Consider the following 23,013-nt stretch of genomic DNA (forward strand, 5'->3'; position numbering starts at 1 on the left):
TTTTTTTAGTTTTTAATTTTATCCGCTTCTAAAATTTAGAAGCGGATTTTTTTATTTTTAAAGGTTTATTTTAAATCAAAGTTGCAAAGGCTTTGTAACGTTGTTTCTTTATCACCTATTTATCAGTATTAACCATAATTGGTAAAGTATACATCACACGAACTGCTTTTCCCTGTAGAGTTGCAGCTGTCCATTTTGGAGAAAGCTTCAAAACACGAATTGCCTCATTACCTATTCCGTAACCCAGATCTTTTAGTGTTGTAACATCTGATAAACTTCCATCTTTTTCAATAACAAAACGCATATATACTTTTCCTTCTATATTGTTTTTTCTCGCTTCCAATGGAATTTTAAAATTTTTACCAATAAACTTATAGAACTCTGTCATACCGCCCGGAAATTCAGGCGATTTTTCAACTTCTGCCAAGACATAAATATCTTTCTCTTTAAACTCAGCTTTATTATGACCATTTTGCGCACCACTTTTACCAGAAATAAAAATCATTGCAATCATGATCATTATCCTTAATTGCCGATTTATATTAATTATCATAATCGAATTATTAAAATTATTATTTACTACACTAAAAAACATTATTTGTCCGGTCTAACTGTTACCGGTAAACCATAAGACACTTTTACCGGATTTCCATCCTTAGAAGCCGGTATCCATTTTGGAGAAAGTTTCAATACACGAATTATCTCGTCTCCTATCCCGAAACCACTATCTTTTACAACTTTAAAATCTGACAGACTTCCATCTTTTTCAACCGAAAATGACATTTGTATCTTTCCGTCAATATTGTGTTTTGATGCTTCTGAAGGCATTTTAAAGTTTTTACCAATAAATTTATAGAATTCTTCTATTCCACCCGGAAACTCAGGCTCTTTTACACTTGCTGTATCATAACTAACAGTGAATCCATCAGATTTTTTGGGTCCGTTTTTTTCAGTTTGAGCCATTGTTTTTGTACTGAACATAAACAATAACAAAGCATAAACTACACCTACACTAAATACTTTTAATACAATTTTAATCGGAGATTCTTTTTTGGTCATCATAAGTAATCGTTTTTTGGTTATTAAATAATTGATATTACTCGCCAGAGCAATTGTATTTTTATTGGAAGCAAAATCCAACAATAAATTCTGATATGTTTTAACAGAATCAAACTGTTTATTTACAGCTTCATCAGCCAGAAATTCATGGTTGAGTTTGATTGCTTTTTTATAAAGTAAAAGCAATGGATTAAACCAAAACACAATTTGCAAAACTTCGATAAAAAGGATGTCCAAAGTATGTTTTTGATTTAAATGTGCTTTTTCGTGCGCAATTAATTCTAATGGTATTTCCCCCTTTTCGAATGTTTCTTTATGGATAAAAATAGATTTCCAGAAAGAATGCGGCAAAATAGACTCATTGATTAAAACTACTTTTTCGCCTTTTATAATTTGTACTTCATTTGTTTTTATGCGCTTGTAAAACGAATACAATCCAAAGAAAAAACGAGCTGTTAATACTAAAACTACTACAGCATAAACAATAACAATTAAAATCATAACAATATCATTGAATGAAATAGCAGCTAGACTTTCATTACTTTTTTGAATCACCAATTCATTCAATTGAATTAATCCTGTTTTATTGGAAAAAGCAGATTGAAACGAAATAATTTGCAGCGGAATTACAAAGCTAAAAACCAAACTCCCCAACAAATAAGCACGATTAAAACGAAACATTTTTTCGTTCTCCAGCCATAATTTATATACTGCATAAAAAATCAAAAGCAGTATTCCTGATTTTAAAAGATAAAGTATCATTTTTTCTTTTTTTGAATTTCCGAATCGATTATTTTTCTAAGTTCTTCCAGTTCCGAAGTCGATAAATTGGTTTCTTTTGTAAAAAAAGAAGCAAATTGGGAAGCCGAATTATTAAAGAAATTGCTAATTAATCCGTTGACATGTTTCGAGAAATAAACCGTTTTTTCGACTAGAGGATAATATTCTCTCGAATTCCCGAATTCATTATAGGCTACGAATTTCTTATCGATCATTCGTTTCAAAAGCGTGGCAACGGTTGTTGTTGCCGGTTTTGGTTCCGGATACGCTTCAAGCAAATCCTTCATGAAAGCTTTTTCAAGTTTCCATAAATGTTCCATTAATTGTTCTTCTGAATTTGATAGTTGCATTTTTTTGAGGTTCTAAGTTGCTAGGATTCTAAGGTTCTGAGTTTTTTTCTCACAGATTAAAATAATTTTCACTGTGTATTTAACACCAATTCTTTATTCTTTATTCTTTATTCTTTATTCTTTATTCTTTATTCTTTATTCTTTATTCTTTATTCTTTATTCTTTATTCTTTATTCTTTATTCTTTTCAGAAATCAACTCGCCGTTATCATACTTTTTAATTTCGGTTAGTTTTCCTTTATCGGTATAAAATTTCCAATCTCCAAAATAAAACCAATGCGTTTCTACGGCATTCACTTCGATTTTTGTTTTTCCTTTTGATTGTACTTTTCCGTTTTCATAATAATATTTCACCATACAGATTCCGTTTTTGTATTTTTCGGTTTTGTAGATTTTTCCGTTAATGTAGGATTTCCACTTTTTTACCGGAAGATCTTTTTTGTAATATTCATACGATTTATAATCAGTTCCGTCTTGCGAATAGGTATCAATCCAAACACCTTCTTTTTTCTTTTCAATTTTCTGATTGACAGGTTTGCTTTTACAACTCAAAAGCATTGAACAGCAAATAAATAATAAAAAAAGTTTTTTTAAACTCATCATTGCTCTACAATTATAGATTTGTTTCTACAAATGTAGAGTTAAATTTTAAATACGCAAGTTTTTTTTTAAAGGTTCTAAGATTCTAAGTTACTAAGGGACTAAGGTTTTAGGTTCAAAGAGGCAGAGATTCAAAGAAACAAAGGTCTTTTCCTTCTTTGTCAAAGCTTAAAACTTTGACAAAGATTCTGAAAATAAAATTCCAAGAAACAGAGAATAATCCTAAATAAATTGCCCCAAGCTAAAGCTGGAGGCAATTGAAAAAACCTTTGAACTTTTCAAAAAAAATCCGCTCATTTCTGAACGGATTTACACCTTAAAAAACTTGTCACTTCTTTGTGGTCATTTTATTTAACTGCAAAGAACGCAAGTTTTTTTTAGGTTAAGTTTATAAACGCAAAGTTCGCAAAGCCACCTGATGAAGCTTTGCGAACTTTTATAAAATCTCGCTAAAAAACATAGCGAACTTTGCGTAAACCTTTGTATTCTTTGCAGTTAAAAAATTACTTAGAAGAAAGCTCTACAAAATATTTGTAAAATAACGGAATAGTTTCTATTCCTTTTAAGTAATTGAAGATTCCAAAATGTTCATTTGGCGAATGGATGGCATCGCTATCTAAACCAAAGCCCATAAGGATTGTTTTGCTTTTTAATTCTTTTTCGAATAAAGCTACAATTGGAATACTTCCGCCTGAACGAACCGGAATTGCAGGAACTCCAAACGTTTCTGTATAGGCTTTGTTTGCTGCCTGATATCCAATACTGTCAATTGGCGTTACATAACCTTGTCCTCCGTGATGTGGTGAAACTTTTACCTTTACTCCTGCTGGTGCAATACTGGTAAAATGTTTTGTGAACAATTCTGTGATTTCTTCCCAATCCTGATTTGGAACTAAACGCATGGAGATTTTAGCAAATGCTTTACTTGCAATAACGGTTTTTGCTCCTTCTCCCTGATATCCGCCCCAGATTCCGTTTACATCTAATGTTGGACGAATTGAGTTGCGTTCGTTTGTTACATATCCTTTTTCGCCATAAACATCGTTTAAATCTAAGGCTTTTTTATATTTTTCTAAGCTAAAAGGTGCTTTTGCCATTTCGGCTCTTTCCTCAGCAGATAATTCCTGAACTTTGTCATAGAAACCCGGAATAGTAATGTGATTGTCTTCGTCATGAAGTGAAGCAATCATTTTTGCCAAAACATTAATTGGGTTTGCTACTGCTCCACCGTATAAACCTGAATGCAAATCGCGGTTTGGACCTGTAACTTCTACCTCTACATAACTTAAACCACGTAAACCTGTTGTGATAGATGGTTGCTGATTAGAGATCATTCCGGTATCTGAAATCAAGATAACGTCATTTTTTAGTTTTTCCTGATTGCGTTCTACGAACCAGGCTAAACTTGCAGAACCTACTTCTTCTTCTCCTTCGATCATGAATTTTACGTTACAAGGCAAAGTATTGCTTTGTACCATATATTCCAGTGCTTTTACATGCATGTACATTTGTCCTTTGTCGTCGCATGCTCCACGGGCAAAAATAGCGCCTTCAGGATGAATTTCTGTAGTTTTAATAACAGGTTCAAATGGTGGTGAAGTCCATAATTCTAATGGATCTGGCGGTTGAACATCGTAGTGTCCGTAAACCAAAACAGTTGGTAAATTTGGATCGATTATTTTCTCTCCGTAAATAATTGGGTAACCCGGAGTATCGCAAACTTCGACTAAATCGCAACCTGCTTTAGATAAACTTTCTTTTACAGCTTCGGCTGTGTCGATAACATCTTGTGAGTATGCAGTGTCAGCACTTACCGACGGAATCTTTAATAATTCGATCAATTCATTGATAAACCGATCTTTATGTTGTTGAACGTAGGACTTAATATTTTCCATTTAAATTATTTTTATAGAAAACCAAAAGTACAAAAAAGAGAATTAATAATTTTTTTGAAATTTTTCTTTGAATATTCGAAAGTATGCTTATCTTTGCACCCACAATTGAGCGGATATGGTGAAATTGGTAGACATGCCAGACTTAGGATCTGGTGCCGCAAGGCGTGTAGGTTCGAGTCCTATTATCCGCACTGAAAAAGCTTCTGAGAAATCAGAAGCTTTTTTGTTTTAGACTCGATTCTTATCGAAATTACTAAACAAAATGGATCAAAACCCATCCCTACAATATAATTTATTCCTCTGCAACTCTTTATAAAACCTTCAAAGAATCATTTACTTTATCGTAATAACAAAATTTAGTTTGTCATTCTTTTTTAATTTAGATTCGTGACACAAAAGAAGAACTAAAACAATTATGATAAAATATCTTTCAAGTTTCTTTAACAGCTGGTGGAAACCAATACTCTTTTGGATTACTTCTACCATACTATTAATAATATCTAACACTTTCAACAATCCCACCTTCGAAGATATCTCTTTTACAATATTCTGTTTCGGATTATTAAGTTTATTAATTTCAGCATTTTACCAATTATCAAAAAAGGAATGGCTTAAAACAATCTTTACTTTATTATTATTCGTTGGGACAATATTTATTGGTATCATTTTCGTCATTATGATATCTTTTATTGAGCAAGACAAACCCGACACTTGGGCAGAAAATCTAAAAATCCCAAAAAACATACAAATTAGCAATCCTGTTGACATGGAATCTGGTATAAACCAAGACGAAAAAAAGCCTGACAGCATTACAAATAAAATTGTAAAAAAAACAGAATTTCAATTGTATAATTCATTTCAACCCGGACTTTATGAATATGATTTTTGGATTGGAAAAATAGAAAGTGGTACAATTTACCTGAAAGCTTTTGAAATTACTCAAAACATATCACTCTCGGATGAAAGTCTTCCAAAACGAACTGCAATTAGCGTTTACAACCCTACAGACAATATAAAAAAGTATGGCACTAGCAATCATTTTACAATCTACGAAGGCGATTGGGGACAACCATACGCAGCAAGATTTGAAGTTTGGTTTAAACCTGATAATGGCAAAAAAGAAATAAAATTATTTGCCAAAAATTATAAAATTGAAGGATGGATGCGATAGTTACAACTTAAACAAAAGCTTTTTAAATTTCCTAAAGCTTTCGCCGAAAACCACACAGATTAACCTCAATCTTGTCATTCCGAGGAACGAGGAATCTCACGCGCAGATAGGCAAAGATTGGCGCTTTTCTTTATGGAATTTCTTGCGAAGATTCCTCGTTCCTCGGAATGACAAACTAAACGTAAAAACCTCACTTCACTCAACATCTAAATAAGGATCAAGAAGTTCCGCGAATTTATTGAGCCAATAATAATTATCTTCAATGTTTTTCCCTTCAGATGCTAAAGTTTCACAACCTCGCATAGAACATAATGAAAGCGTATAATTTACTTGTCGTATCATCTTTGCCAAATCTTTTGGCTCAATAATATTGATTAAAAAATCTTTTAGTCTGGCTTCAACTTCTTTTGAAAGGCTTTCTGTAATCATTGTCTTATTTTTTAGATGTGTCAAATATAGTAAATTACACCCATACATGGGTGTAATTGAAAAATAAATCTTATCACTTTTGAAATATGAATATTTCAGAAGAAACTTTTATTGCAAATCTAGGAATTCATGTTAGGCAATTACGTGAAAAGAAAGGCATGTCTCAACAAGACTTAGCTGATGATTGCAGTATCACTCAAAATCAAGTAGGAAGAATAGAAAGAGCTGAAATAAATACTACTGTAAAAACTCTTATAAAAATTGCAAACGCTTTAGATGTTGAGCCTAAAGAATTGTTTGATTTTCCTTTAAAATAGAAGCTTAATTTTGCAAACTATCAATGATTAAAACCAAAAAATTTCAACTTACTAAAAAAGAATACTTTTCGTTTATTCTTAGAATTTTATTAAAAAAACAATGGCTTTCATTTGCTTTTATGTTAACACTTTCTGTTGCTATTCTTTTTAGTAACAACAAAAATTATCTTAACTCTTCTGTTATGGTTTTTGGTTTTCTATTTCCTCTTTACATGATTTTTATATATTGGAGATTTGCAAATTCAAAAGAAAACAAGATTTTTTTTACTGAAAGGCAATATGAAATTTTTACTGATAGAATCATTTCAAACATGGGAGAAATATCTGAAGGTACAGTCGCTATAAAAAGTTTTATAAAAGTTTTAGAATTAAAAGATCTTTACCTCTTGTACATTTCAAAAGCTCAATGTTTATACTTTCCAAAGCGAATTTTTGAAACTCAGGAAGATGAAAATTGGTTTAGAAATGAAGTGTTTTTGAAGATTAAAAACAGCTAAATTTCAGTTAGAATCTTTTTGCTTTAAAACAAAATTAACCCAACACTACATTGAAAAAGTTCAGGAATCTTGATGAAACACAAAAATTTGCAATTGCAATTCCTGCTTTGTTTATTTTAAGCTGTTTAATAAAACGTTATCTTGAGAATTTTAGAGGTACCTGGATATATGCCTATGGAAGTGTTGGTTGTATAATTGTTTGCTTTTTAATGTTCTTTTTTTCTTTAGCCAATTCAATTTCAATTATCAGGTATTTAAAAATAAAACTTCTGCCAAAAATATTATGGTTTCTCTTAAGCGCATCCGTTTTCCTTTTAATTGCAGGATTAATGATTGCAATAGCACTAGACATTGCATAATTTTCGGCTAAAGCCTTTCTCTTTCAAACATAAAAAAAACCTTTATCAAAGTTTAAAACTTTAACAAAGGTTCTTCCTGTTTAAATGAACTTATATTTCTTATATGGTTTTAAAATTTCTCCATTCGCTTTTTATTTTTCAAAAATCACTTTTCACCCAAAAGCTCCAGAATCTTATCGACATTAATTTCACTATAATCATTAATATAAAAATCACATGGCGGAAGTTCCTCTTTTGTATGTGTACTCAAAACACCAACCACCTTCATTCCGGCATTTAATCCTGCTGTAGCACCCGAGAAAGAATCTTCGAAAACCACACAATCAAACGGAGAAACTCCCACACGTTCTGCTGATTTTAGATATACTTCGGGATTGGGTTTATGAAACGTAACATCTTCGCTTGACATCATCGAATCCATTTTGTCGGCAATTTTCAGGGTATTGATGATCAAATCCAAATTTGCACGTGGTGCCGATGTTGCTACAGCTGTTTTAAATCCGCGAGATTTTAATTCGCTTAAAAAATCCAGATAATGCGGAATCGTATCGACTTTGTCTTTGTAAATTTCACGAAACATTCCTTCTTTTTCGTCTTCTAGTTTTATGAGTTCTTCTCCCGCAATTGGACGCTTGAAGAAATGTGACATGATATAACTGTTATGTTTTCCGTACATATGTTCTTCAAACTCTTCGTTGGTATACGGAACATTATATTTATCGAAAAACGCCTCAAAAGCCTTGACATGATGCGGATTGGTATGCGAAATCACGCCATCCATATCAAAAATTACACATTGCTGTTTCATTCTGTATTTTTTGTTTTTTTAACGGTTGCAAGATAAGTTTTTCCGCAGAGTTGCACAGAGATTTTTCGTAGAGTTTTTTTTGAATGCCGCAAAGTCGCGAAGTCGCAAAGATTTATTTTAAAGCCACAGATTAATAAGATTTAAAGGATTTTTTAACGCAGATTTTAAAAAGATTTTAGCAGATTCAATTTTAATAATTATCTGCGTTTATCTGCTTAAATCTTTTTAAAATCTGCGTGAAACAAAACTTTGCGAGATTAATTCTCTACCCAATCCAAATTTTACTTTTAACCAAAGTCATTGTTTGTCTTAAATGTTGGTTACAGGCAATCAGAACAATCAAAACCAGCAAACCATAACCTACAATGGTATAAATCTCCATATCGGCTAGTAAAGTGGCTTGTTTAGCAACTGTTCCGAAGACTTTTTTCAAGGCCAGAGTATTTGCATTATCTGCAGAATATCCTTTTGCCATAAAACTCTGAGCTGTTGCAGTTATTGTTTGTTGTGCTTCGGGATTTTCGCCGGTTACAAACTGACTTAATTTTAAAAAGTGTTTTTTGTTCAAAAATACGGTTGCATTTTGCATCACACAAAACCCAATTGTACTTCCCCAAAAACGTCCCGAAACTCCAACAATTCCCGAAGAAACCGCCATTTTTGCCGGAACCGATGATGTGGTAAACAAGATTAACGGAACGAATAAAAACCCTACTCCAATGCCTTGTAAAACATACGGAATGATGATATCTGACAAAGCCACATCGGGCACAAACAGAAACGTAAACCAAAAATGAAACAATGCAATGAGTGAAAAACCAATCAGAAAAATAACTTTGGTCGAAACGGATTTCATCAGAAAATAAGCTGCCAGAATTAACCCAATTACATTTCCTAGTCCGTTAATATATTGTACGCCCGCAACACGCGACGGATCCCAGTTCCAGATCGAAAACATCGCCGAATGACAAAGACTCAGCGTTGCCCTGCTGATGTAAAAAAGGAAGAACAATAAAAACCCGATTCGAAGATTGGCGTATTTAAAAACTTCAAAATCAAAAGTAGGTCTTTTTACCAAAAGTTCTTTAAAGATGAATAATCCGCCTGTAATCAGGGCAATCATCAACATTACAACCATGTGTGAAGACTCAAACCAATATTTTTTTTCGGCATAAACAAAAAAATAAGCACCGCAAAGAATGGCAGTTAAAACCAAAAAATAACTGATCCAGTCGATTTGATACAACGGGATTTTCTTTGTAATGCGGTGCCCACGAAAAGTAACTAAGATTAAAAAGACATTCAGAACCTGTAATCCGCCCGAAACATACAGCATGTATTTCCAGTCGTAATGATCAAGAAACCAAACCGCAATATTCATGATAAAAGGCGTTGACAATAAAAGCGAACCATAATAAAAAGAGAAACCAATGATAATGGCATTTTTAGAATGAAACTGTTCGATCAATAATTGTCTGATTGTGATTACCGGAAGCGCCATTAAGATTCCCTCGGCCACTCTCAGCAATAAAAAAAGATAAAAATTGGTAATATACGCCGATGAAATAATTGTAATTCCAATTAAGGAATACACTGCCATCAGGTAATTTTTTGCAGGAAAAAAACTCGAAAATCGACTTTCGATCAAAATCGTTGCCAGCAAAGTTCCGTATGTAACGCACATCGCAAACTGCAAATCTTCGGGTTCAATGTCCAGAAAACTTGCCGCATACGTTACGTTTGAAGTATAAACTCCCAATAAAATCATGGAATGCAAAAGGCAAACAAACAAAATAATAATGATTGCCCATTTGGGAACCCAGGATTTAAAAATACTTTTATCTTCCATTTTAGTGTGCTGCGATCACAGTGATATTCATTCCCGCTCTTAAAAAATCGGTTTGTTTGTCGGTTTCTTTTAACTGAATTCTAACCGGAATTCTTTGTTCGATTTTTACGAAGTTTCCGGTTGCATTGTCCGGAGGAAGCAGTGAGAATCTTGCCCCGCTCGCAGGCGATAAAGAAGCAATTGTGCCTATAAATGTTTTGTCGCTCAAAGCATCGGCTTTAATTTCTACTTCCTGCCCAACGGTTAAATACTGCAATTGCGTTTCTTTAAAATTGGCTGTAATCCATTTTTCTTTGCTTACTATCGAAAGCAGAGATTGTCCTTCTTTTACCAATTGTCCCGGTTGTAAAGTTCTTTTTCCAACCCAGCCATCATAAGGTGCTGTAATAATTGTGTACGAAAGAAACAATGCAGCATTATCTGCTACAGCTTGTTTTGATGCAATATTGGTTTGTGTTGTAGGCACATTCGCTTCGGCAACAGAAGTACTTAAAGTTGCAGAATGAATTCTGTTTTTCATTTCTTCAAAATGCGCCTGTGCCGATTCGTAATCGGCTTTTACTTTCTCTAATTGTTGAGAAGTTGCTGCTTCGTCTTTTACCAAAGCTTTATATCTTTCGTATTCGAGTTTTGTTTTCCAAAGATTCGATTTTGCGCCTTCTAACTGCGATTCGTTAATGGCTGTTGCACTTGCTGTTGTAACTGCATTTTTTTGCGCCACAACACTGCTTTGTTGTGCGTTTTGAACATCGGCAAGAGCCACATTCAATTTTGATTTGTACTCACGATTGTCAATCACAACCAAAGTATCTCCTTTATGCACAAACTGGTTTTCGTTAAAACGAACTTCCTGCACATAACCCGTAATACGCGACATAATTGGCGTAACATATTGTTCGACCTGAGCGTCATTAGTTTCTTCGTGGTTTCTGTTGAACACATAAAACCAAATCCCTAAAATAACCCCGCTTACCACAAGCGCACACGCAATAATTGTTATTAATATATGAAACGTTCTGTTTCTTCTAGTTTCATTTTTTATCTTAACCATAAACTCTATATCTTTTGTCTATTTTCTATTTTCTAAATCTTGTCTCTTGCTTCTTTCTTCTAAAAACTCTTAACTCTGAGGCATAATCCCAGCCGTATGAAGCAGCTCGTAATGTTTTAAAACAGCATCCAATCGCGTAGAAATTTTATTGTATTTCGCCTGAAGCAAAGCATTATCAGCATCAACCATTTCGGTAATTAAAACCAGTTGGTTTAAGTATTTCAGTTTTACAATTCGGTAATTTTCATTGGCTAAATCCAATGCTTTGTCGACTACTACAAACTTTTCAAGGATTTCCTGATATTGTGTATGTTCTTTGTATAGCTTGTCCTGAATTTCCTCTTTTACAATTTCCGACTGCATTTCCTGCCACTTAATTCTGGTATTTGCCTGATCCATTTTGGTTTTGTTTTTATACAAAGACGAAAGATCAAAAGTGGCTTCGATACCTACTTGTCCTAAAGTGTACAAATACGGATTTGGCGGGAAAAATTTGTAGTTAGGATAATAAAACCCATAATTCCCGAAGAAATGAACACTTGGCAGATAATTTCCTTTAACCAGTTTAAGTTCAGTTTTACGGATATTTAATTCCTGGCTGGCAATTCGCATTTCTTCGTTTTGCAAAGCCTTATTCATATAAAAATCATATGGATCCAAACCATTCATTTCGTCCAGATTAGACGTTGTATCAATCGCAATTTCTTCGTTTTCCGGAATCTGAATCAGCGTTTTCAGATCGTGAAGCGCAATTTTTATGTTTTTGGAGTTTGTAAGCGCATTCAACTCACGATCCGAAAGCTGTAATTCGGCTCTAATGACTTCATTTTTGGTAACCGTTCCGTGTTTTTGAAGCGATTGTACTTCTTTCAGTCGGCTTTTTTCTTCTTTAATGTTTTCTTCAAAAATCTTCTGAAGCTCCATCATTTTATAAATCGCCAGATAGTTTGCCACTACTTCAAGCTCGACATCATTTTCGGTCTTTTCTGTTTTTATTTTGGCAATTTCACTTTCCTGATTGGCAATTTTAATAGCGTTATTAATCTTATTTCCGGCATAAATTGGCATTTTAAAGGTCGAATTCACCTCGTAAATTTCAGGAATAGCCGGAGTTACTTCTTTGTCTTTTAAGAATCCGCTTCCTTTAAATTCGGTAATGTTTGTAATTCTGGAATACATACCATTTAGCTGTACATCCGGAAGTCGGAGGTCTTTTCTTTCTTTGATGTTTTGCTCCGAGAGCGTAATCTCCAATTGAGATCTAAGGATTTTTTTGTTGTTTTCTTTGGCAAGTTTCATTGCTTCTTTTAATGAAACCGAATGAACTTCCTGCGCTTGTAAGCCATTGAATGCTAATACAATTAAGAATAACAGCAGGATTTTGGGAAAACAATCGTCTGTAGAATTTGTTGTTTTAAGGAACATGAATACATTAATATTTGATGATGCAAAGTTCCTTCATTTTTCTATTGACTGATAATTCTAAAAAGTCAATAACGTATTCATTTCGGACAAATGTTAAAATAGTGTTTTCCGAAAACGTTATATTAAAACACTAAGATACAATTAATTACAAAAAAAAGTTTGATTATGATATTTCACGCAGATTTTAATAGATTCTAGCAGATGCGTGCAGATTTTTCTTTTTACTCTTGCAGATTTGTCAGATTGTGCAGATTATAAAGCATTTAAAAAAATCTCTCAAATCTGCGGAATCTGCGAGAATTTTTTTTTTTACGCATGAAAAAAAAGAATCTGCAAAATCAGCTAAAATCTATTAAAATCTGCGTGAAACAAAAATATCTATTTACCTCGTTCTAAAATTTCTTCTCCGTTTAAATAATCGGAAGGTCTTTGGCCTAAAATCTTGAAGAAAGTATTGCTGAAAGTCGGAACACTATTATAACCAACTTCTTCGGCTACCTCTTTTACCGAAAGTTTTCTTTCTAATAAAAGTTCGATTGCTTTGAGGATTCTTCGAATGGTATAGTACTGAATGAATGACATGCCCAGATCTTTTTGAAACAAGCGGTACAAAGAGCGTTCGCTGTATCCAAATTCGTGGGCAACATCGGCAAACAGAATCGTTTCGCCCAGATTGTTCTCGATATAACGCAGAATTTTACTAAGTCGTTTGTCTTTGGGCTGTGGTAATTCTAAAGGTAAATTATTGGTGCAAATTTGAGGCAGAATCGCTTTTATAGCTTTGGCAATGGCAAAATTTGGAGTTCCTTTTTTAAGGTCTCCATTCCATCGATTGGTAAAAAGCATCATTTGCAGCAATAAATTATTGACTGGATAGATTCCTTCTACTTTATAAAAGTCATCTTCGTCTTTTTCGACCGGAAAATACAAATTTCGCATGGTCACACTTTCCGACTTCGGTTCAATACTGTGCTCTACTCCACTCGGAATCCAGATAAAATGTCTTGCCGGTAAAAAATACGTTTTGGTTTCGGTGGTTACAAAAACAACATCGCCTTCGGCATAGAGCATTTGTGCTTTATCATGTTTATGTGGCGGCACAAATAATTCTCCCATCAAATCGTGGTGACAATAAATGCTTTTTTTATCAGCATCTACTTTCTTAATGTAATACTTGTCTAATTTCTGACCGGAATGTTCCATTGAAGTAATAATGACGTATAAATATAAGAAGAAATAAATCGTTAAGGATATAAAATAGCGCTGATTTAACCGCAAAGTACACTAAGATTTTAAAGCATACTTTTAAAAAATACAAAGTTCGCAAAGCTTTGTGTTGATCTAGCTTTGCGAACTTTGTGTTTTCTATGCATAAAGTAAAATTAAACCTGGCGTACTTTGCGGTTGAACTTTAAAATATAAAAACAAAAAAGCCTTTCCGTTAAGAAAGGCTTCTTTCAATATTGCGGTCTGGACGGGACTCGAACCCGCGACCCCATGCGTGACAGGCATGTATTCTAACCAACTGAACTACCAAACCTACTGCGTTATTGTGAGTGCAAAAATACAACAGAAGTTGGATTCTGCAAGGGTTTTTAGGAATAAAAATTGAGAAATTTTTAATTGGTTAAATTCCAATATTTTAAAAATTGACAAGCAAACCAAAAAAGAAGAACTTTCTTTCTTTTTCTTAATCACAAGGTACATAAAGTAAAAATGCAAAGGTTCGCAAAGCTTAAATATAGCTTTGCGAACCTTTGCGTTAAAAACATCAAACATCTATCATATTACTAAACATAGCCCGTGGTTTCAACCACGGGAGACGTATTTATATACATTGTGTTCCCGTGGTTGAAACCACGGGCTATGTTTTAATATTATAAATAGAAAATCTAGAGTTACTTGTTGAGATTCTTCGTTCCTCAGAATGACAAACTGTGCTTTAGAATAGAATTAAACAAAAAAAATCGCAAAACTTTCTAAATTGAAAACTTTGCGAACTTTGCATTCTTTAAAAAATACCTTTTCAAACTTTGCGTAAATCTTAGTGTTCTTTGCGGTTAAACAAAAAAACCGATATGTCTTAAATCAAAAAAGCCATCCACAAAAGTGGAAAGCTTTTCATTGGTCTAACTACTAAACCAGCTACGAGTTACAAAGTCGTAGCAAAACAACACAACTAATCTTAGATACCGTATTTGGGCAAAAAAGCCTTTCTTAACAGAAAGGCTTTTCCCAATATTGCGGTCTGGACGGGACTCGAACCCGCGACCCCATGCGTGACAGGCATGTATTCTAACCAACTGAACTACCAAACCTCTGCGTTATTGCGGTTGCAAAGATAGTACAGAATTTCGTTTCTGCAAGTGTTTTTGTAAAAAAAATTAAAATTTTATTTAAAATATTATCCAAAGTTTTGTTTTTCAACTAAATATGTCGTCAATATTTTTTCAAAATTATCACCCACATTTACCGGAACGTACTTAATTTGGTTCTTTGCACAGGTTAAAGCCAGATTTTTAAAATAGGCTTCTACCCTTTTTTCGTATTCAACTTTTACATTATCAGCAAAAATAGACACTTCCTCACCGGTTTCTAAGTCAATAAACTTTCTTGGCGTGTTATCAAAGTCGAATTTCAATTCGGTTTCATTATCGACTACATGAAATAAAACGACTTTGTGTTTGTTGTGTTTAAGATGCTGCAAGGCATTAAAAAGCTTTTCGTCATCTTCTGACTGAAACATATCAGTAAACAAAATAATCATCGAACGACGATGCATTTTCTCTGCTATTTGGTGCAGATAAGTAATTGTATCGGTCGTTTTTTTGACTTTTGGCTGTTGTAGTAATTCTTCCAGTTTATTCAAAAGCATTCTATGATGGCGATCACTTCCTTTTTCGGGAGCATAATATTCATAACTGTCCGAGAAAACGCTTAAACCAACTGCATCACGCTGTTTCTTTAAAATATTCATTAAAACCGCCGAAGCCAAAACTGCAAAACCAATCTTCTTTTCATAAAAAGGCTGATTTGATTTCAGTTCAGGATAATGCATCGATGATGAATTATCGACAATAAGATGGCAGCGTAAATTGGTTTCTTCTTCAAAACGTTTCGTGTACAAACGATCGGTTTTGGCAAATAATTTCCAATCGATATGTTTGGTGCTTTCGCCTGCATTATAGACTTTATGTTCAGCAAATTCAGCCGAAAATCCATGAAACGGACTCTTGTGCATTCCGGATATAAAACCTTCTACAACCTGATTAGCCAGCATTTCAAGATGTTGAAAACTGGAGACTTTCTCTATTTCCGATTCGATTTTCATTCGGTTTCTTTTTTAATTTTTTGTGCACGGTATAAACCGTCTGTCGCCTGCAATAATTTTCTTTTTAGAATGGGACTAAAATTAGGGTTTTCTTTTAAGAATCGCTGTACCTCATCAAAAGCATATTTTGACGAGTATTTGCCAACAGTATTATTCAGCCAGTCTTTTGGAAAGAAAATATCTCCCGTTCTCTGAATTTCTTCTACCAAATCTAACGAAAATCTAATATATTTCTGAGCGCTTTCCTGACGCAGCGGATGATGAATATTCGCCAGTCCTACAGCAACCCAGGATTCTTTTTCTCTGTTTTCATCGTCTTTCAATGACTTAACAAAGGTATCACGAACCAATTCGTCTTTTGATAAAGAAGGAAGCAAAAACTCAAATCGCTTTTGTTTGTCCGGATTTGTAATTGTTGTTCTGGTTTTATTTAAAATTTCATCTGCCTTTTCGTGTTTAAATATCGCCAGATTCATTGCCATATTGGTATAATCATCTTCGTTTAATTTTAAACCTGAAATCACCGTTTCTTTATTCCAAATCGAATATAATTTTGCTTTTCCGGAATCTGAATATGCAATCGAGCCAAATAAGTTAAACAAAGTCTTTTTGATATTGCCAGGCAAATTAGCCTGTAAACGCTCGTACAAAACATCTTCCAGTTGTTTTTGCGCTTTGGCTTGTTGTTTTTCGGTTAGGAATTTCCAAAACACAGCATTGGTCTGATTGGTAATTATTTTTAGAACCAACTCGTTTTCTTCCTGTTGAATCCCTTTTACAAAACAATCAAATGCTTTATTTGGCGCAACAGTTCCAGTAAGTGTATTTTCATAAATATTAATATACGCCGAAGCCCTTGCTACCTCATCTTTCAAAGACAAAACAGATTCTATATTATTTCCGTCAAGCGGAAAAACACCGTAACCAAAACCATTATAATTGTAAATAACAGCAACAGGTTTTTCAAGTCCGATTGCCTCCTTTACGACCAGGTTTTTGTCTTTAATATTCACATTGATCACTTTTACCTGATCCGGATAAACCAAACCAATCTCAAAAATCTGAGGCCATATATTAGCTGATTGGTCTTCGGCTTGCTGGCTTATTTCAAAATTTTTGATTCGGTTTTTAGTATCATATTCTATCTTATCTGTAAAAATAGCTCTGCCTGATTGGTTTACCCAGACTTCACTCCATTTTTGCATATCAAGTGGCGTTTCGGCATCCAGAATCTCAACCAGATTATTCCAGTCGGCATTGTTGTAGGCGTATTTTTTAATGTATTTTTCGATCCCTTTCTGAAAAGCTTCCTTTCCCATCGAAGCTTCCAACTGGCGCATCATAATAGGTGCTTTATTGTAAATAATAGCTCCGTAAAGCGAACCCGCATCTTTTAAGTTCGCTAAATGTTGTTTTATCGGATGTGTTCCCAACGAACGATCTTCCGCGTAAGCGTTAGGATAATGCGCGGTCAAAAATTGTAAATTATGATTGACTTTTGGGAAAATCGGATTCATAATTTTATCTGCCATAAAATTGGCAAATACTTCTTTCATCCAAACGTCATCAAACCATTTCATGGTAACCAAATCCCCAAACCACATATGCGAGGTTTCGTGTGCAATGAGTTTCGCCCGGTCTAATTTCTCGCTGTCGGTTGCGCTGTTGTCCAGAAACAAAGTCGATTCTCTGTATTGAATCGCGCCTACATGCTCCATTCCGCCATACTGAAAAACCGGAATTGAAGCAAAATCTAATTTCTGAAAAGGAAACGGATAATTGGTATATTTTTCCAAAAAGTCTAATGATTGACGGTGTAAGTTGAAAATGGTATCGGTACTTACTCTTATTTTTTCTGCATTGTTTTCGCGATACAGCATCGTCATTTCTTTAAGCTCTGGTTTCTTTGTTACCGTTTTGAATTTTCCTGCAACAAAAGAAAATAAATACGTACTCATTTTGTCTGATTCTCCAAAACGATAAGATGTAAAATCTCCTTTTTCAACTTTCTCTTTAACATCGGCTCCTGCCAAAACTGTCCATTCTTTAGGAACCCTTAAACTCAATTGATAAGTAGCTTTAATATCCGGCTGATCTAAACATGGAAATAATGTACTCGCACGATCCGGAACTAATAACGTATATAGGAAATCATCATTTCGGTTTAAAGATAAATTTCCTGCTATAAAAGAAATGGCAATTGTATTTTTTCCTAAAATCAAGTTTTTAGCAGCAATAACAATATGACCTTTCTCGTGAACAATCGCAGCAACCTTGCCATTAACCTTAATCGATTTTATGTTTTGGGTTTTCTCCTTAAAATCTAAATACAAAGGTTCACTCAGGTCTGATAGGGTTAGTTTCAAACGAAGATCTGAATTGATTTCCTGCTGTTTTTTATACGGAATTTCAAAATTAAGTGCATAAGTAACATCTGAAATTTGTTTTTTTCGAAAATGCGCCAGTTGTTCTGAAACACCGTTTTCTAAAACAAGATTCTCTTTTTGTACTGATTGAGAAAAACCAATGGTAGTAAATATAAAAAAGCAAAGAAAGCTATGGGAGATTTTCATTTTTAAAGGAATGTTAGATCTGTAAAAATAAAAAAAGTTTGCCACGAATTTCATGAATTTACGCTAATTAAAATAGAATATAATTTTTTGCGATAGATTGAAAGAATTAAAAAGTATTCTTTAATGGTCGAAAATATAAGAATTTATAATTCGTGAAATTCATGACGAACTTTTTTAAATATAAAACAAAAAAAGGCCTGACGAATGCCAAACCTTTCCAAACATACTAATTCTAACTATCCAAAAATAAAATTATTGTGTTTGCTGAAAATCAAAACTTAAATCACCTGCATTATAGTTTGCAGAAACATTGGTAGGATATGTTTGCGTCGCTCCTCCAATCCATCTGTACTCAATAAATGTTATGTTTCCGGCAACAATAGGATAAGTAACATTACTGTTATCTGCTTTTGCTTTTTTATACCAATCATTAGAATTCATGGTAATCATGTATTTTTTGTCTTTTTCGAGATCTAAAGCACTTATTTCTTTTGAAACCTGAACATCTGCTGTCGCCACATTAAGAGTCTCTGAACGAAGTACCGCTTTTGATGTATAATCCCAAATGGTCACACGAACTGTTGGATTTGCTGCAGGCAATTTTAAAGTAATGGCTTTAATTTTTCCTTTTACAGTTGGCGTAAATGCCAGTCCAAATTCGTAATCTCCTGAATTGATAAAATTGGTTGACACTGAAAATCCGGTTTGCGTATAATACGCTGCCAGTGGGTTTTCTGTACTAAACTGTGGTGTATTGTCTTTATCATCATTACTACTGCACGATACGGTTAATAATGCAATTGATAAAAGGGTAAAAATGGTTTTTAAAGTCTTCATGATAATCTTGATTTATTTGGTTTATTTTGAAGAATTACGGCTGAATATTAAAACGTGCACATACCTCTTCATAAGTCATTTTAGAATAATCCGGCTGTGTCTGTTTTGATGTCGCAGCGGCAACTCCTCCAGGGATCAAAATATAGCGCCAGCTAAGCGATGTTGGAAGTCCTACCGTTCCTACTCCGTCATGTCTGAATCTGAAGAGTTTAATTTTTTGCAAACTGGAAATAGCAGTAACCGTATTAACAAATCCACCGGCTGTTGATGTGTAAGGCAGTGTATAAGTCCCTGATCCAAAAGACATATATACTAATATGGTTCCTTTAGCCAGGATATCTGCTGATAGTTCCGGTGCATTGATAGAAGTTGACAATCCCGAAGTTCCATCGATTGTTTCTGCAACTGCCGTTGGCGCTGTTAGCCAGGCACTATAAATAACATTTGCGGTTCCTGCCGGTCCTGTTGCGCCTGTTGCGCCATCGACTCCGTCTTTTCCGTCATCGCTACTGCATGAAATGGCAGAAATTGCAACAAATAAAAGGCTAAAAATGGTTTTTAAAGTTTTCATAATAATTTTGGTTTTAAATTGGGCTAAATGATTCTTATTTAATTCAATAACATTATTTTTGCAAAAGTCAGCTGATAGCGAAAGAACGTTTCTTTTTAGCAGAGGACTTAATTACGAGACAAATTTGCAGGATTAAAATGGGCGGAAAAACCATTAATAGACAGACGACATTTTAAATAGACAGACGACATAAAACCGAATTAAATGACGCATAAATACACTTGTATTATCATCGACGATGACGAAATTGACAGACTTACGGTATTATCGTTTGCCAAAAAATTTCCTATTCTAGATATTCTGGGTGTTTTTGAATCGGCAGAAGAAGCGCTTCCGTTTATTGAGAAAGAAAAAGTCGATATTTTATTTCTGGATATTGATATGCCGGGTTTAAGCGGAATTGAGTTTAGAAAAAAAACACTGGAAATTCCAGTTTGTATCTTTATAACCGCACATCCGGAACATGCTGTAGAAAGTTTTGAAATAGAAACGCTGGATTTTATCGTAAAACCCTTAAAACTGGATCGCTTCGCACAAACAGTAAGCCGGATCGAAGAGTTTATGGAAATTAAACTGAAAGCTTCTCTTTTTGAAGCCAGTATTGGCGGTGATACTATTTACATCAAAGAAGGTCACGAGCAAACAAAAGTCAAATTGCATGAAATCCTGTATCTCGAAGCGCTGAAAGATTACACTCTTGTCATAACCGATAAAAAAAGACATTGCGTGTTATCGAGTATTGGTAATCTTTTAAAAGAAGATCATTTTCGGTCTTTTATCAGGATTCATCGGAGTTTTGCGGTTCAGAAACAATTTATTCAGAAAATCAATTCAACCGAAATTATCCTGAATAACAACATCACAATTCCTGTTGGCAGAAGTTATAAAGAAAACCTAAATCTGTTCTAGATGAAAAAAGTCTGGATTTTGTTTCTTTTTTTCAGCGTTGTTTCTGTCTTTTCTCAGCAAGAGCCCAATCTCGCACAATATAAAACTTCAAACGAAAAGCTAAAAGCCTGGCTAAAATATACTAACGAAATATTAAACCTCGAAGATTACCCTAAGCTTATCGTCGTTGCACAAAAAGGAGTTGAACTTTCTAAAGATCATCCTGCCTACAAATCAAGGTTTTATTTCTTAAAGGGAAATGCCTATGAATTCAACAATAATCAAAACAAAGAAGCAGCAACCAATTATGAACTTGCATTAGAATATGCCCAAAAGGCACGGCATCTTAAAAACGAAACTTCGGCTTTGATGCGACTGAGTTATGCCTATTATGCGCTTAACGAAACTTCAAAACGAAAACAATTAATAACATACATTAAACAGGTTCTTGATACTACCAAAAGTACTTATACTAAATCTGTTCTCTACGGCAGTCTTGGCGAATATTACCTCGATAATGCCGAATATGAAACCTTTATCAGTTATCAGCTAAAAGCGATTAACTATAAAAAACTGCTTAAAAAAAGTGTACCCAACGATGAGACAATTGGTGTTTCGTACAGTCAGATTGCTGCCGCATATACCAAAATGAAACAATACAATAAGGCTATTGAATATTTAAATTATGCCCAGCCTTATATCAAAACCTCTCCTTATGTTAGCGCCTTTTTGTGCAACTATTATCTGCAATGTTTTGTTCCATTACAAAAACCGGACAGTATTCAAAAATACTACCAGCTAATATATACCTATCCTTCTAAAAAAGATTCGCTGTTTCTTAACCTGAGTTTTGCCAACCGAAGCGTATCCGAATATTACGCCAATACAGGTAAAATAAACACTGCATTTAATTATGCTAAAAAAGCTGTTACACTGGCACAAAAATCTAATGACGAGGATATTATCATGGAAGCAAATGCCGTAATGGGAAGGGTTTTATATGAAAAAGGAGAATATAAAAAAGCAATAGAAACACTCCAAAAAGCATCAAAAAATGCTTTGACCTACGATAAAGAATCGTTTGTAAACATTAATAAAAAACTATCTCAAAGTTATGCCGCATTAGGAGTTTGGAAAGAAGCTTTTTATTATAACGAAATCTATACCAAATCAAATGACGAAATGATGCAGGAATCAGCTAAACAAAGTATTGCCAATGCCGAAGCCCGTTATCAAAATAAAACCAAAGGACAGGAAATCAAAAATCTTTCGGCTCAAAACACCATCAAAAACATTCAGATTGCCGAAGCCAAAAAGCAGCGTTTCTATTTGATTTCAGGATTGATTCTGGTTGCGATCATTGGATTATTATTGTTTAAACAAAACCAGAACCGAAAGAAAACCAATCAGAAATTGCAGGTATTAAATCAGGAATTAGACGAAGCCAATAAAATAAAAGCTAGATTTTTTAGTATCCTGAATCACGATTTACGAAGTCCGGTTTCGAATTTAATTCACTTTTTACATCTTCAAAAAGAAAATCCGGAATTGATTGATGAAGAAATGGCTGCACGAATGCAAACCAAAGTCATTACCGGAGCCGAAAATTTATTATCCTCTATGGAAGATATTCTATTGTGGAGTAAAGGACAAATGGAAAATTTTAAACCGCACTTTAAAGAAATACCTGTAGCCGTTATATTTAATGAAACGAAGAAACATTTTTCGGGTATCGAAAACATAGAAATTTCATTTGAAAACTCACAGAATGTCATTTTGAATACAGACGAAAATTACCTCAAAACCATCATCCGAAACCTAACCGGAAATGCCATAAAAGCACTCGACAAAACCACAAACGGAAAAATAATCTGGAAAGCCTGGCAGGAAAACGAAGTTCAATATCTTTCGATTACAGATAATGGCCCGGGCGGAACTCAGGAACAATTTAAGGCACTCTACGACGACTCAGAAGTCATTGGTATCAAATCCGGTTTAGGATTACACTTAATCAGAGATTTGGCAACAGCCATCAATTGCAAAATCGAAGTAAAATCTCAGCAAGATTCAGGAACAACTTTTACTATTCATTTTTCATCTTTGAGTTGAATTTTAAAACACATATACACATAACTATGTGAAAATGATTTGTCATTTATTTTTATCTTAATCAAAAGAAGAAAAACCTATGTATCTATGTGTTTAAAAATATGCTCAATCCAAT

At 33.9% G+C, this 23,013-nt stretch carries 20 protein-coding genes and 3 tRNA genes; 6 read left to right on the top strand and 17 right to left on the bottom strand.

Annotated features, from left to right (window positions below; genetic code table 11):
- Positions 1-115: 115 nt before the first annotated feature.
- The 5 genes from A4F88_RS21225 to A4F88_RS21245 form a co-directional block, all read right to left on the bottom strand.
- Positions 116-553 (bottom strand): energy transducer TonB, encoded by a 438-nt coding sequence (locus tag A4F88_RS21225; RefSeq protein ID WP_245179188.1) that lies wholly within the window; start codon positions 551-553, stop codon positions 116-118.
- Positions 554-594: 41 nt separating this feature from the next.
- Entirely contained in the window at positions 595-1,821 is a 1,227-nt protein-coding gene (locus tag A4F88_RS21230) for a M56 family metallopeptidase (protein WP_068844773.1), read from the bottom strand.
- Positions 1,818-2,189, bottom strand: coding sequence for a BlaI/MecI/CopY family transcriptional regulator (locus tag A4F88_RS21235; RefSeq protein WP_068844774.1), 372 nt, complete (start codon positions 2,187-2,189; stop codon positions 1,818-1,820). Before A4F88_RS21235 ends, A4F88_RS21230 begins: the two co-directional genes overlap by 4 nt.
- 170 nt (positions 2,190-2,359) lie before the next feature.
- Complete coding sequence (locus tag A4F88_RS21240) at positions 2,360-2,791, bottom strand: toxin-antitoxin system YwqK family antitoxin (RefSeq protein WP_068844775.1); 432 nt, start codon at positions 2,789-2,791, stop codon at positions 2,360-2,362.
- A gap of 500 nt (positions 2,792-3,291) precedes the next feature.
- Positions 3,292-4,683 (bottom strand): dipeptidase, encoded by a 1,392-nt coding sequence (locus A4F88_RS21245; protein ID WP_068844776.1) that lies wholly within the window; start codon positions 4,681-4,683, stop codon positions 3,292-3,294.
- A gap of 109 nt (positions 4,684-4,792) precedes the next feature.
- On the opposite strand from A4F88_RS21245, the gene A4F88_RS21250 reads away from it, so the two are divergent.
- Positions 4,793-4,874: transfer RNA gene (locus tag A4F88_RS21250), tRNA-Leu, on the top strand.
- Between the two features lie 224 nt (positions 4,875-5,098).
- A complete protein-coding gene (locus A4F88_RS21255; RefSeq protein ID WP_143155074.1) occupies positions 5,099-5,854 on the top strand; it encodes a hypothetical protein in 756 nt (251 codons plus the stop codon).
- A 195-nt stretch (positions 5,855-6,049) separates the two neighbouring features.
- Here A4F88_RS21255 and A4F88_RS21260 read toward each other — a convergent pair whose 3' ends face one another.
- Positions 6,050-6,283 carry a hypothetical protein gene (locus A4F88_RS21260; RefSeq protein ID WP_068844778.1) on the bottom strand — a complete coding sequence of 78 codons (234 nt, stop codon included), beginning with the start codon at positions 6,281-6,283 and terminating at the stop codon, positions 6,050-6,052.
- Positions 6,284-6,369: 86 nt separating this feature from the next.
- Here A4F88_RS21260 and A4F88_RS21265 point away from each other — a divergent pair, with 86 nt between their 5' ends.
- Both A4F88_RS21265 and A4F88_RS21270 read left to right on the top strand, forming a co-directional pair.
- On the top strand, positions 6,370-6,600 hold the full coding sequence (locus A4F88_RS21265; RefSeq protein ID WP_068844779.1) for a helix-turn-helix domain-containing protein: 231 nt from the start codon (positions 6,370-6,372) through the stop codon (positions 6,598-6,600).
- Between the two features lie 182 nt (positions 6,601-6,782).
- Positions 6,783-7,097 (top strand): YcxB family protein, encoded by a 315-nt coding sequence (locus A4F88_RS21270; RefSeq protein ID WP_162268806.1) that lies wholly within the window; start codon positions 6,783-6,785, stop codon positions 7,095-7,097.
- Positions 7,098-7,601: 504 nt separating this feature from the next.
- On the opposite strand, the gene A4F88_RS21280 is transcribed toward A4F88_RS21270, so the two are convergent.
- The 11 genes from A4F88_RS21280 to A4F88_RS21330 form a co-directional block, all read right to left on the bottom strand.
- Positions 7,602-8,264 carry an HAD family hydrolase gene (locus A4F88_RS21280; RefSeq protein ID WP_068844782.1) on the bottom strand — a complete coding sequence of 221 codons (663 nt, stop codon included), beginning with the start codon at positions 8,262-8,264 and terminating at the stop codon, positions 7,602-7,604.
- 265 nt (positions 8,265-8,529) lie between these two features.
- On the bottom strand, positions 8,530-10,113 hold the full coding sequence (locus A4F88_RS21285) for an MFS transporter (protein ID WP_068844783.1): 1,584 nt from the start codon (positions 10,111-10,113) through the stop codon (positions 8,530-8,532).
- A 1-nt stretch (position 10,114) separates the two neighbouring features.
- Complete coding sequence (locus A4F88_RS21290) at positions 10,115-11,164, bottom strand: HlyD family secretion protein (protein ID WP_068844784.1); 1,050 nt, start codon at positions 11,162-11,164, stop codon at positions 10,115-10,117.
- 69 nt (positions 11,165-11,233) lie between these two features.
- Positions 11,234-12,589, bottom strand: a complete 1,356-nt coding sequence (locus A4F88_RS21295) for a TolC family protein (protein ID WP_068844785.1) — start codon at positions 12,587-12,589, stop codon at positions 11,234-11,236.
- Between the two features lie 378 nt (positions 12,590-12,967).
- The gene (locus A4F88_RS21300) at positions 12,968-13,792 is read right to left on the bottom strand and encodes a helix-turn-helix transcriptional regulator (protein WP_068844786.1); all 825 of its coding nucleotides are present in this window, start codon (positions 13,790-13,792) and stop codon (positions 12,968-12,970) included.
- Between the two features lie 263 nt (positions 13,793-14,055).
- Positions 14,056-14,129: transfer RNA gene (locus A4F88_RS21305), tRNA-Asp, on the bottom strand.
- A gap of 704 nt (positions 14,130-14,833) precedes the next feature.
- Positions 14,834-14,907: transfer RNA gene (locus tag A4F88_RS21310), tRNA-Asp, on the bottom strand.
- An 86-nt stretch (positions 14,908-14,993) separates the two neighbouring features.
- Positions 14,994-15,920, bottom strand: a complete 927-nt coding sequence (locus A4F88_RS21315) for a DUF58 domain-containing protein (RefSeq protein WP_068844787.1) — start codon at positions 15,918-15,920, stop codon at positions 14,994-14,996.
- Entirely contained in the window at positions 15,917-18,493 is a 2,577-nt protein-coding gene (locus A4F88_RS21320) for a M1 family metallopeptidase (RefSeq protein WP_068844890.1), read from the bottom strand. Before A4F88_RS21320 ends, A4F88_RS21315 begins: the two co-directional genes overlap by 4 nt.
- A gap of 252 nt (positions 18,494-18,745) precedes the next feature.
- On the bottom strand, positions 18,746-19,330 hold the full coding sequence (locus tag A4F88_RS21325) for a DUF4082 domain-containing protein (protein WP_068844788.1): 585 nt from the start codon (positions 19,328-19,330) through the stop codon (positions 18,746-18,748).
- A gap of 34 nt (positions 19,331-19,364) precedes the next feature.
- On the bottom strand, positions 19,365-19,901 hold the full coding sequence (locus A4F88_RS21330) for a hypothetical protein (RefSeq protein WP_068844789.1): 537 nt from the start codon (positions 19,899-19,901) through the stop codon (positions 19,365-19,367).
- Positions 19,902-20,105: 204 nt separating this feature from the next.
- Here A4F88_RS21330 and A4F88_RS21335 point away from each other — a divergent pair, with 204 nt between their 5' ends.
- Both A4F88_RS21335 and A4F88_RS21340 read left to right on the top strand, forming a co-directional pair.
- Complete coding sequence (locus A4F88_RS21335; RefSeq protein ID WP_068844790.1) at positions 20,106-20,810, top strand: LytR/AlgR family response regulator transcription factor; 705 nt, start codon at positions 20,106-20,108, stop codon at positions 20,808-20,810.
- A complete protein-coding gene (locus tag A4F88_RS21340; protein ID WP_068844791.1) occupies positions 20,811-22,898 on the top strand; it encodes an ATP-binding protein in 2,088 nt (695 codons plus the stop codon).
- Positions 22,899-23,013: the final 115 nt, after the last annotated feature.

This window comes from Flavobacterium chilense, assembly GCF_001602525.1.
GTDB classification, from domain to species: domain Bacteria; phylum Bacteroidota; class Bacteroidia; order Flavobacteriales; family Flavobacteriaceae; genus Flavobacterium; species Flavobacterium chilense.

Excerpts from the sequence above, each read along its gene's own strand:
- A4F88_RS21240 (WP_068844775.1), bottom strand. The coding sequence starts at position 2,791 with ATGATGAGTTTAAAAAAACTTTTTTTATTATTTATTTGCTGTTCAATG.
- A4F88_RS21235 (WP_068844774.1), bottom strand. The coding sequence starts at position 2,189 with ATGCAACTATCAAATTCAGAAGAACAATTAATGGAACATTTATGGAAA.
- A4F88_RS21330 (WP_068844789.1), bottom strand. The coding sequence starts at position 19,901 with ATGAAAACTTTAAAAACCATTTTTAGCCTTTTATTTGTTGCAATTTCT.
- A4F88_RS21315 (WP_068844787.1), bottom strand. The coding sequence starts at position 15,920 with ATGAAAATCGAATCGGAAATAGAGAAAGTCTCCAGTTTTCAACATCTT.
- A4F88_RS21290 (WP_068844784.1), bottom strand. The coding sequence starts at position 11,164 with ATGGTTAAGATAAAAAATGAAACTAGAAGAAACAGAACGTTTCATATA.
- A4F88_RS21230 (WP_068844773.1), bottom strand. The coding sequence starts at position 1,821 with ATGATACTTTATCTTTTAAAATCAGGAATACTGCTTTTGATTTTTTAT.
- A4F88_RS21245 (WP_068844776.1), bottom strand. The coding sequence starts at position 4,683 with ATGGAAAATATTAAGTCCTACGTTCAACAACATAAAGATCGGTTTATC.
- A4F88_RS21285 (WP_068844783.1), bottom strand. The coding sequence starts at position 10,113 with ATGGAAGATAAAAGTATTTTTAAATCCTGGGTTCCCAAATGGGCAATC.
- A4F88_RS21335 (WP_068844790.1), top strand. The coding sequence starts at position 20,106 with ATGACGCATAAATACACTTGTATTATCATCGACGATGACGAAATTGAC.
- A4F88_RS21265 (WP_068844779.1), top strand. The coding sequence starts at position 6,370 with ATGAATATTTCAGAAGAAACTTTTATTGCAAATCTAGGAATTCATGTT.
- A4F88_RS21340 (WP_068844791.1), top strand. The coding sequence starts at position 20,811 with ATGAAAAAAGTCTGGATTTTGTTTCTTTTTTTCAGCGTTGTTTCTGTC.
- A4F88_RS21280 (WP_068844782.1), bottom strand. The coding sequence starts at position 8,264 with ATGAAACAGCAATGTGTAATTTTTGATATGGATGGCGTGATTTCGCAT.
- A4F88_RS21270 (WP_162268806.1), top strand. The coding sequence starts at position 6,783 with ATGGTTTTTGGTTTTCTATTTCCTCTTTACATGATTTTTATATATTGG.
- A4F88_RS21225 (WP_245179188.1), bottom strand. The coding sequence starts at position 553 with ATGATAATTAATATAAATCGGCAATTAAGGATAATGATCATGATTGCA.
- A4F88_RS21255 (WP_143155074.1), top strand. The coding sequence starts at position 5,099 with ATGATAAAATATCTTTCAAGTTTCTTTAACAGCTGGTGGAAACCAATA.
- A4F88_RS21320 (WP_068844890.1), bottom strand. The coding sequence starts at position 18,493 with ATGAAAATCTCCCATAGCTTTCTTTGCTTTTTTATATTTACTACCATT.
- A4F88_RS21300 (WP_068844786.1), bottom strand. The coding sequence starts at position 13,792 with ATGGAACATTCCGGTCAGAAATTAGACAAGTATTACATTAAGAAAGTA.
- A4F88_RS21260 (WP_068844778.1), bottom strand. The coding sequence starts at position 6,283 with ATGATTACAGAAAGCCTTTCAAAAGAAGTTGAAGCCAGACTAAAAGAT.
- A4F88_RS21295 (WP_068844785.1), bottom strand. The coding sequence starts at position 12,589 with ATGTTCCTTAAAACAACAAATTCTACAGACGATTGTTTTCCCAAAATC.
- A4F88_RS21325 (WP_068844788.1), bottom strand. The coding sequence starts at position 19,330 with ATGAAGACTTTAAAAACCATTTTTACCCTTTTATCAATTGCATTATTA.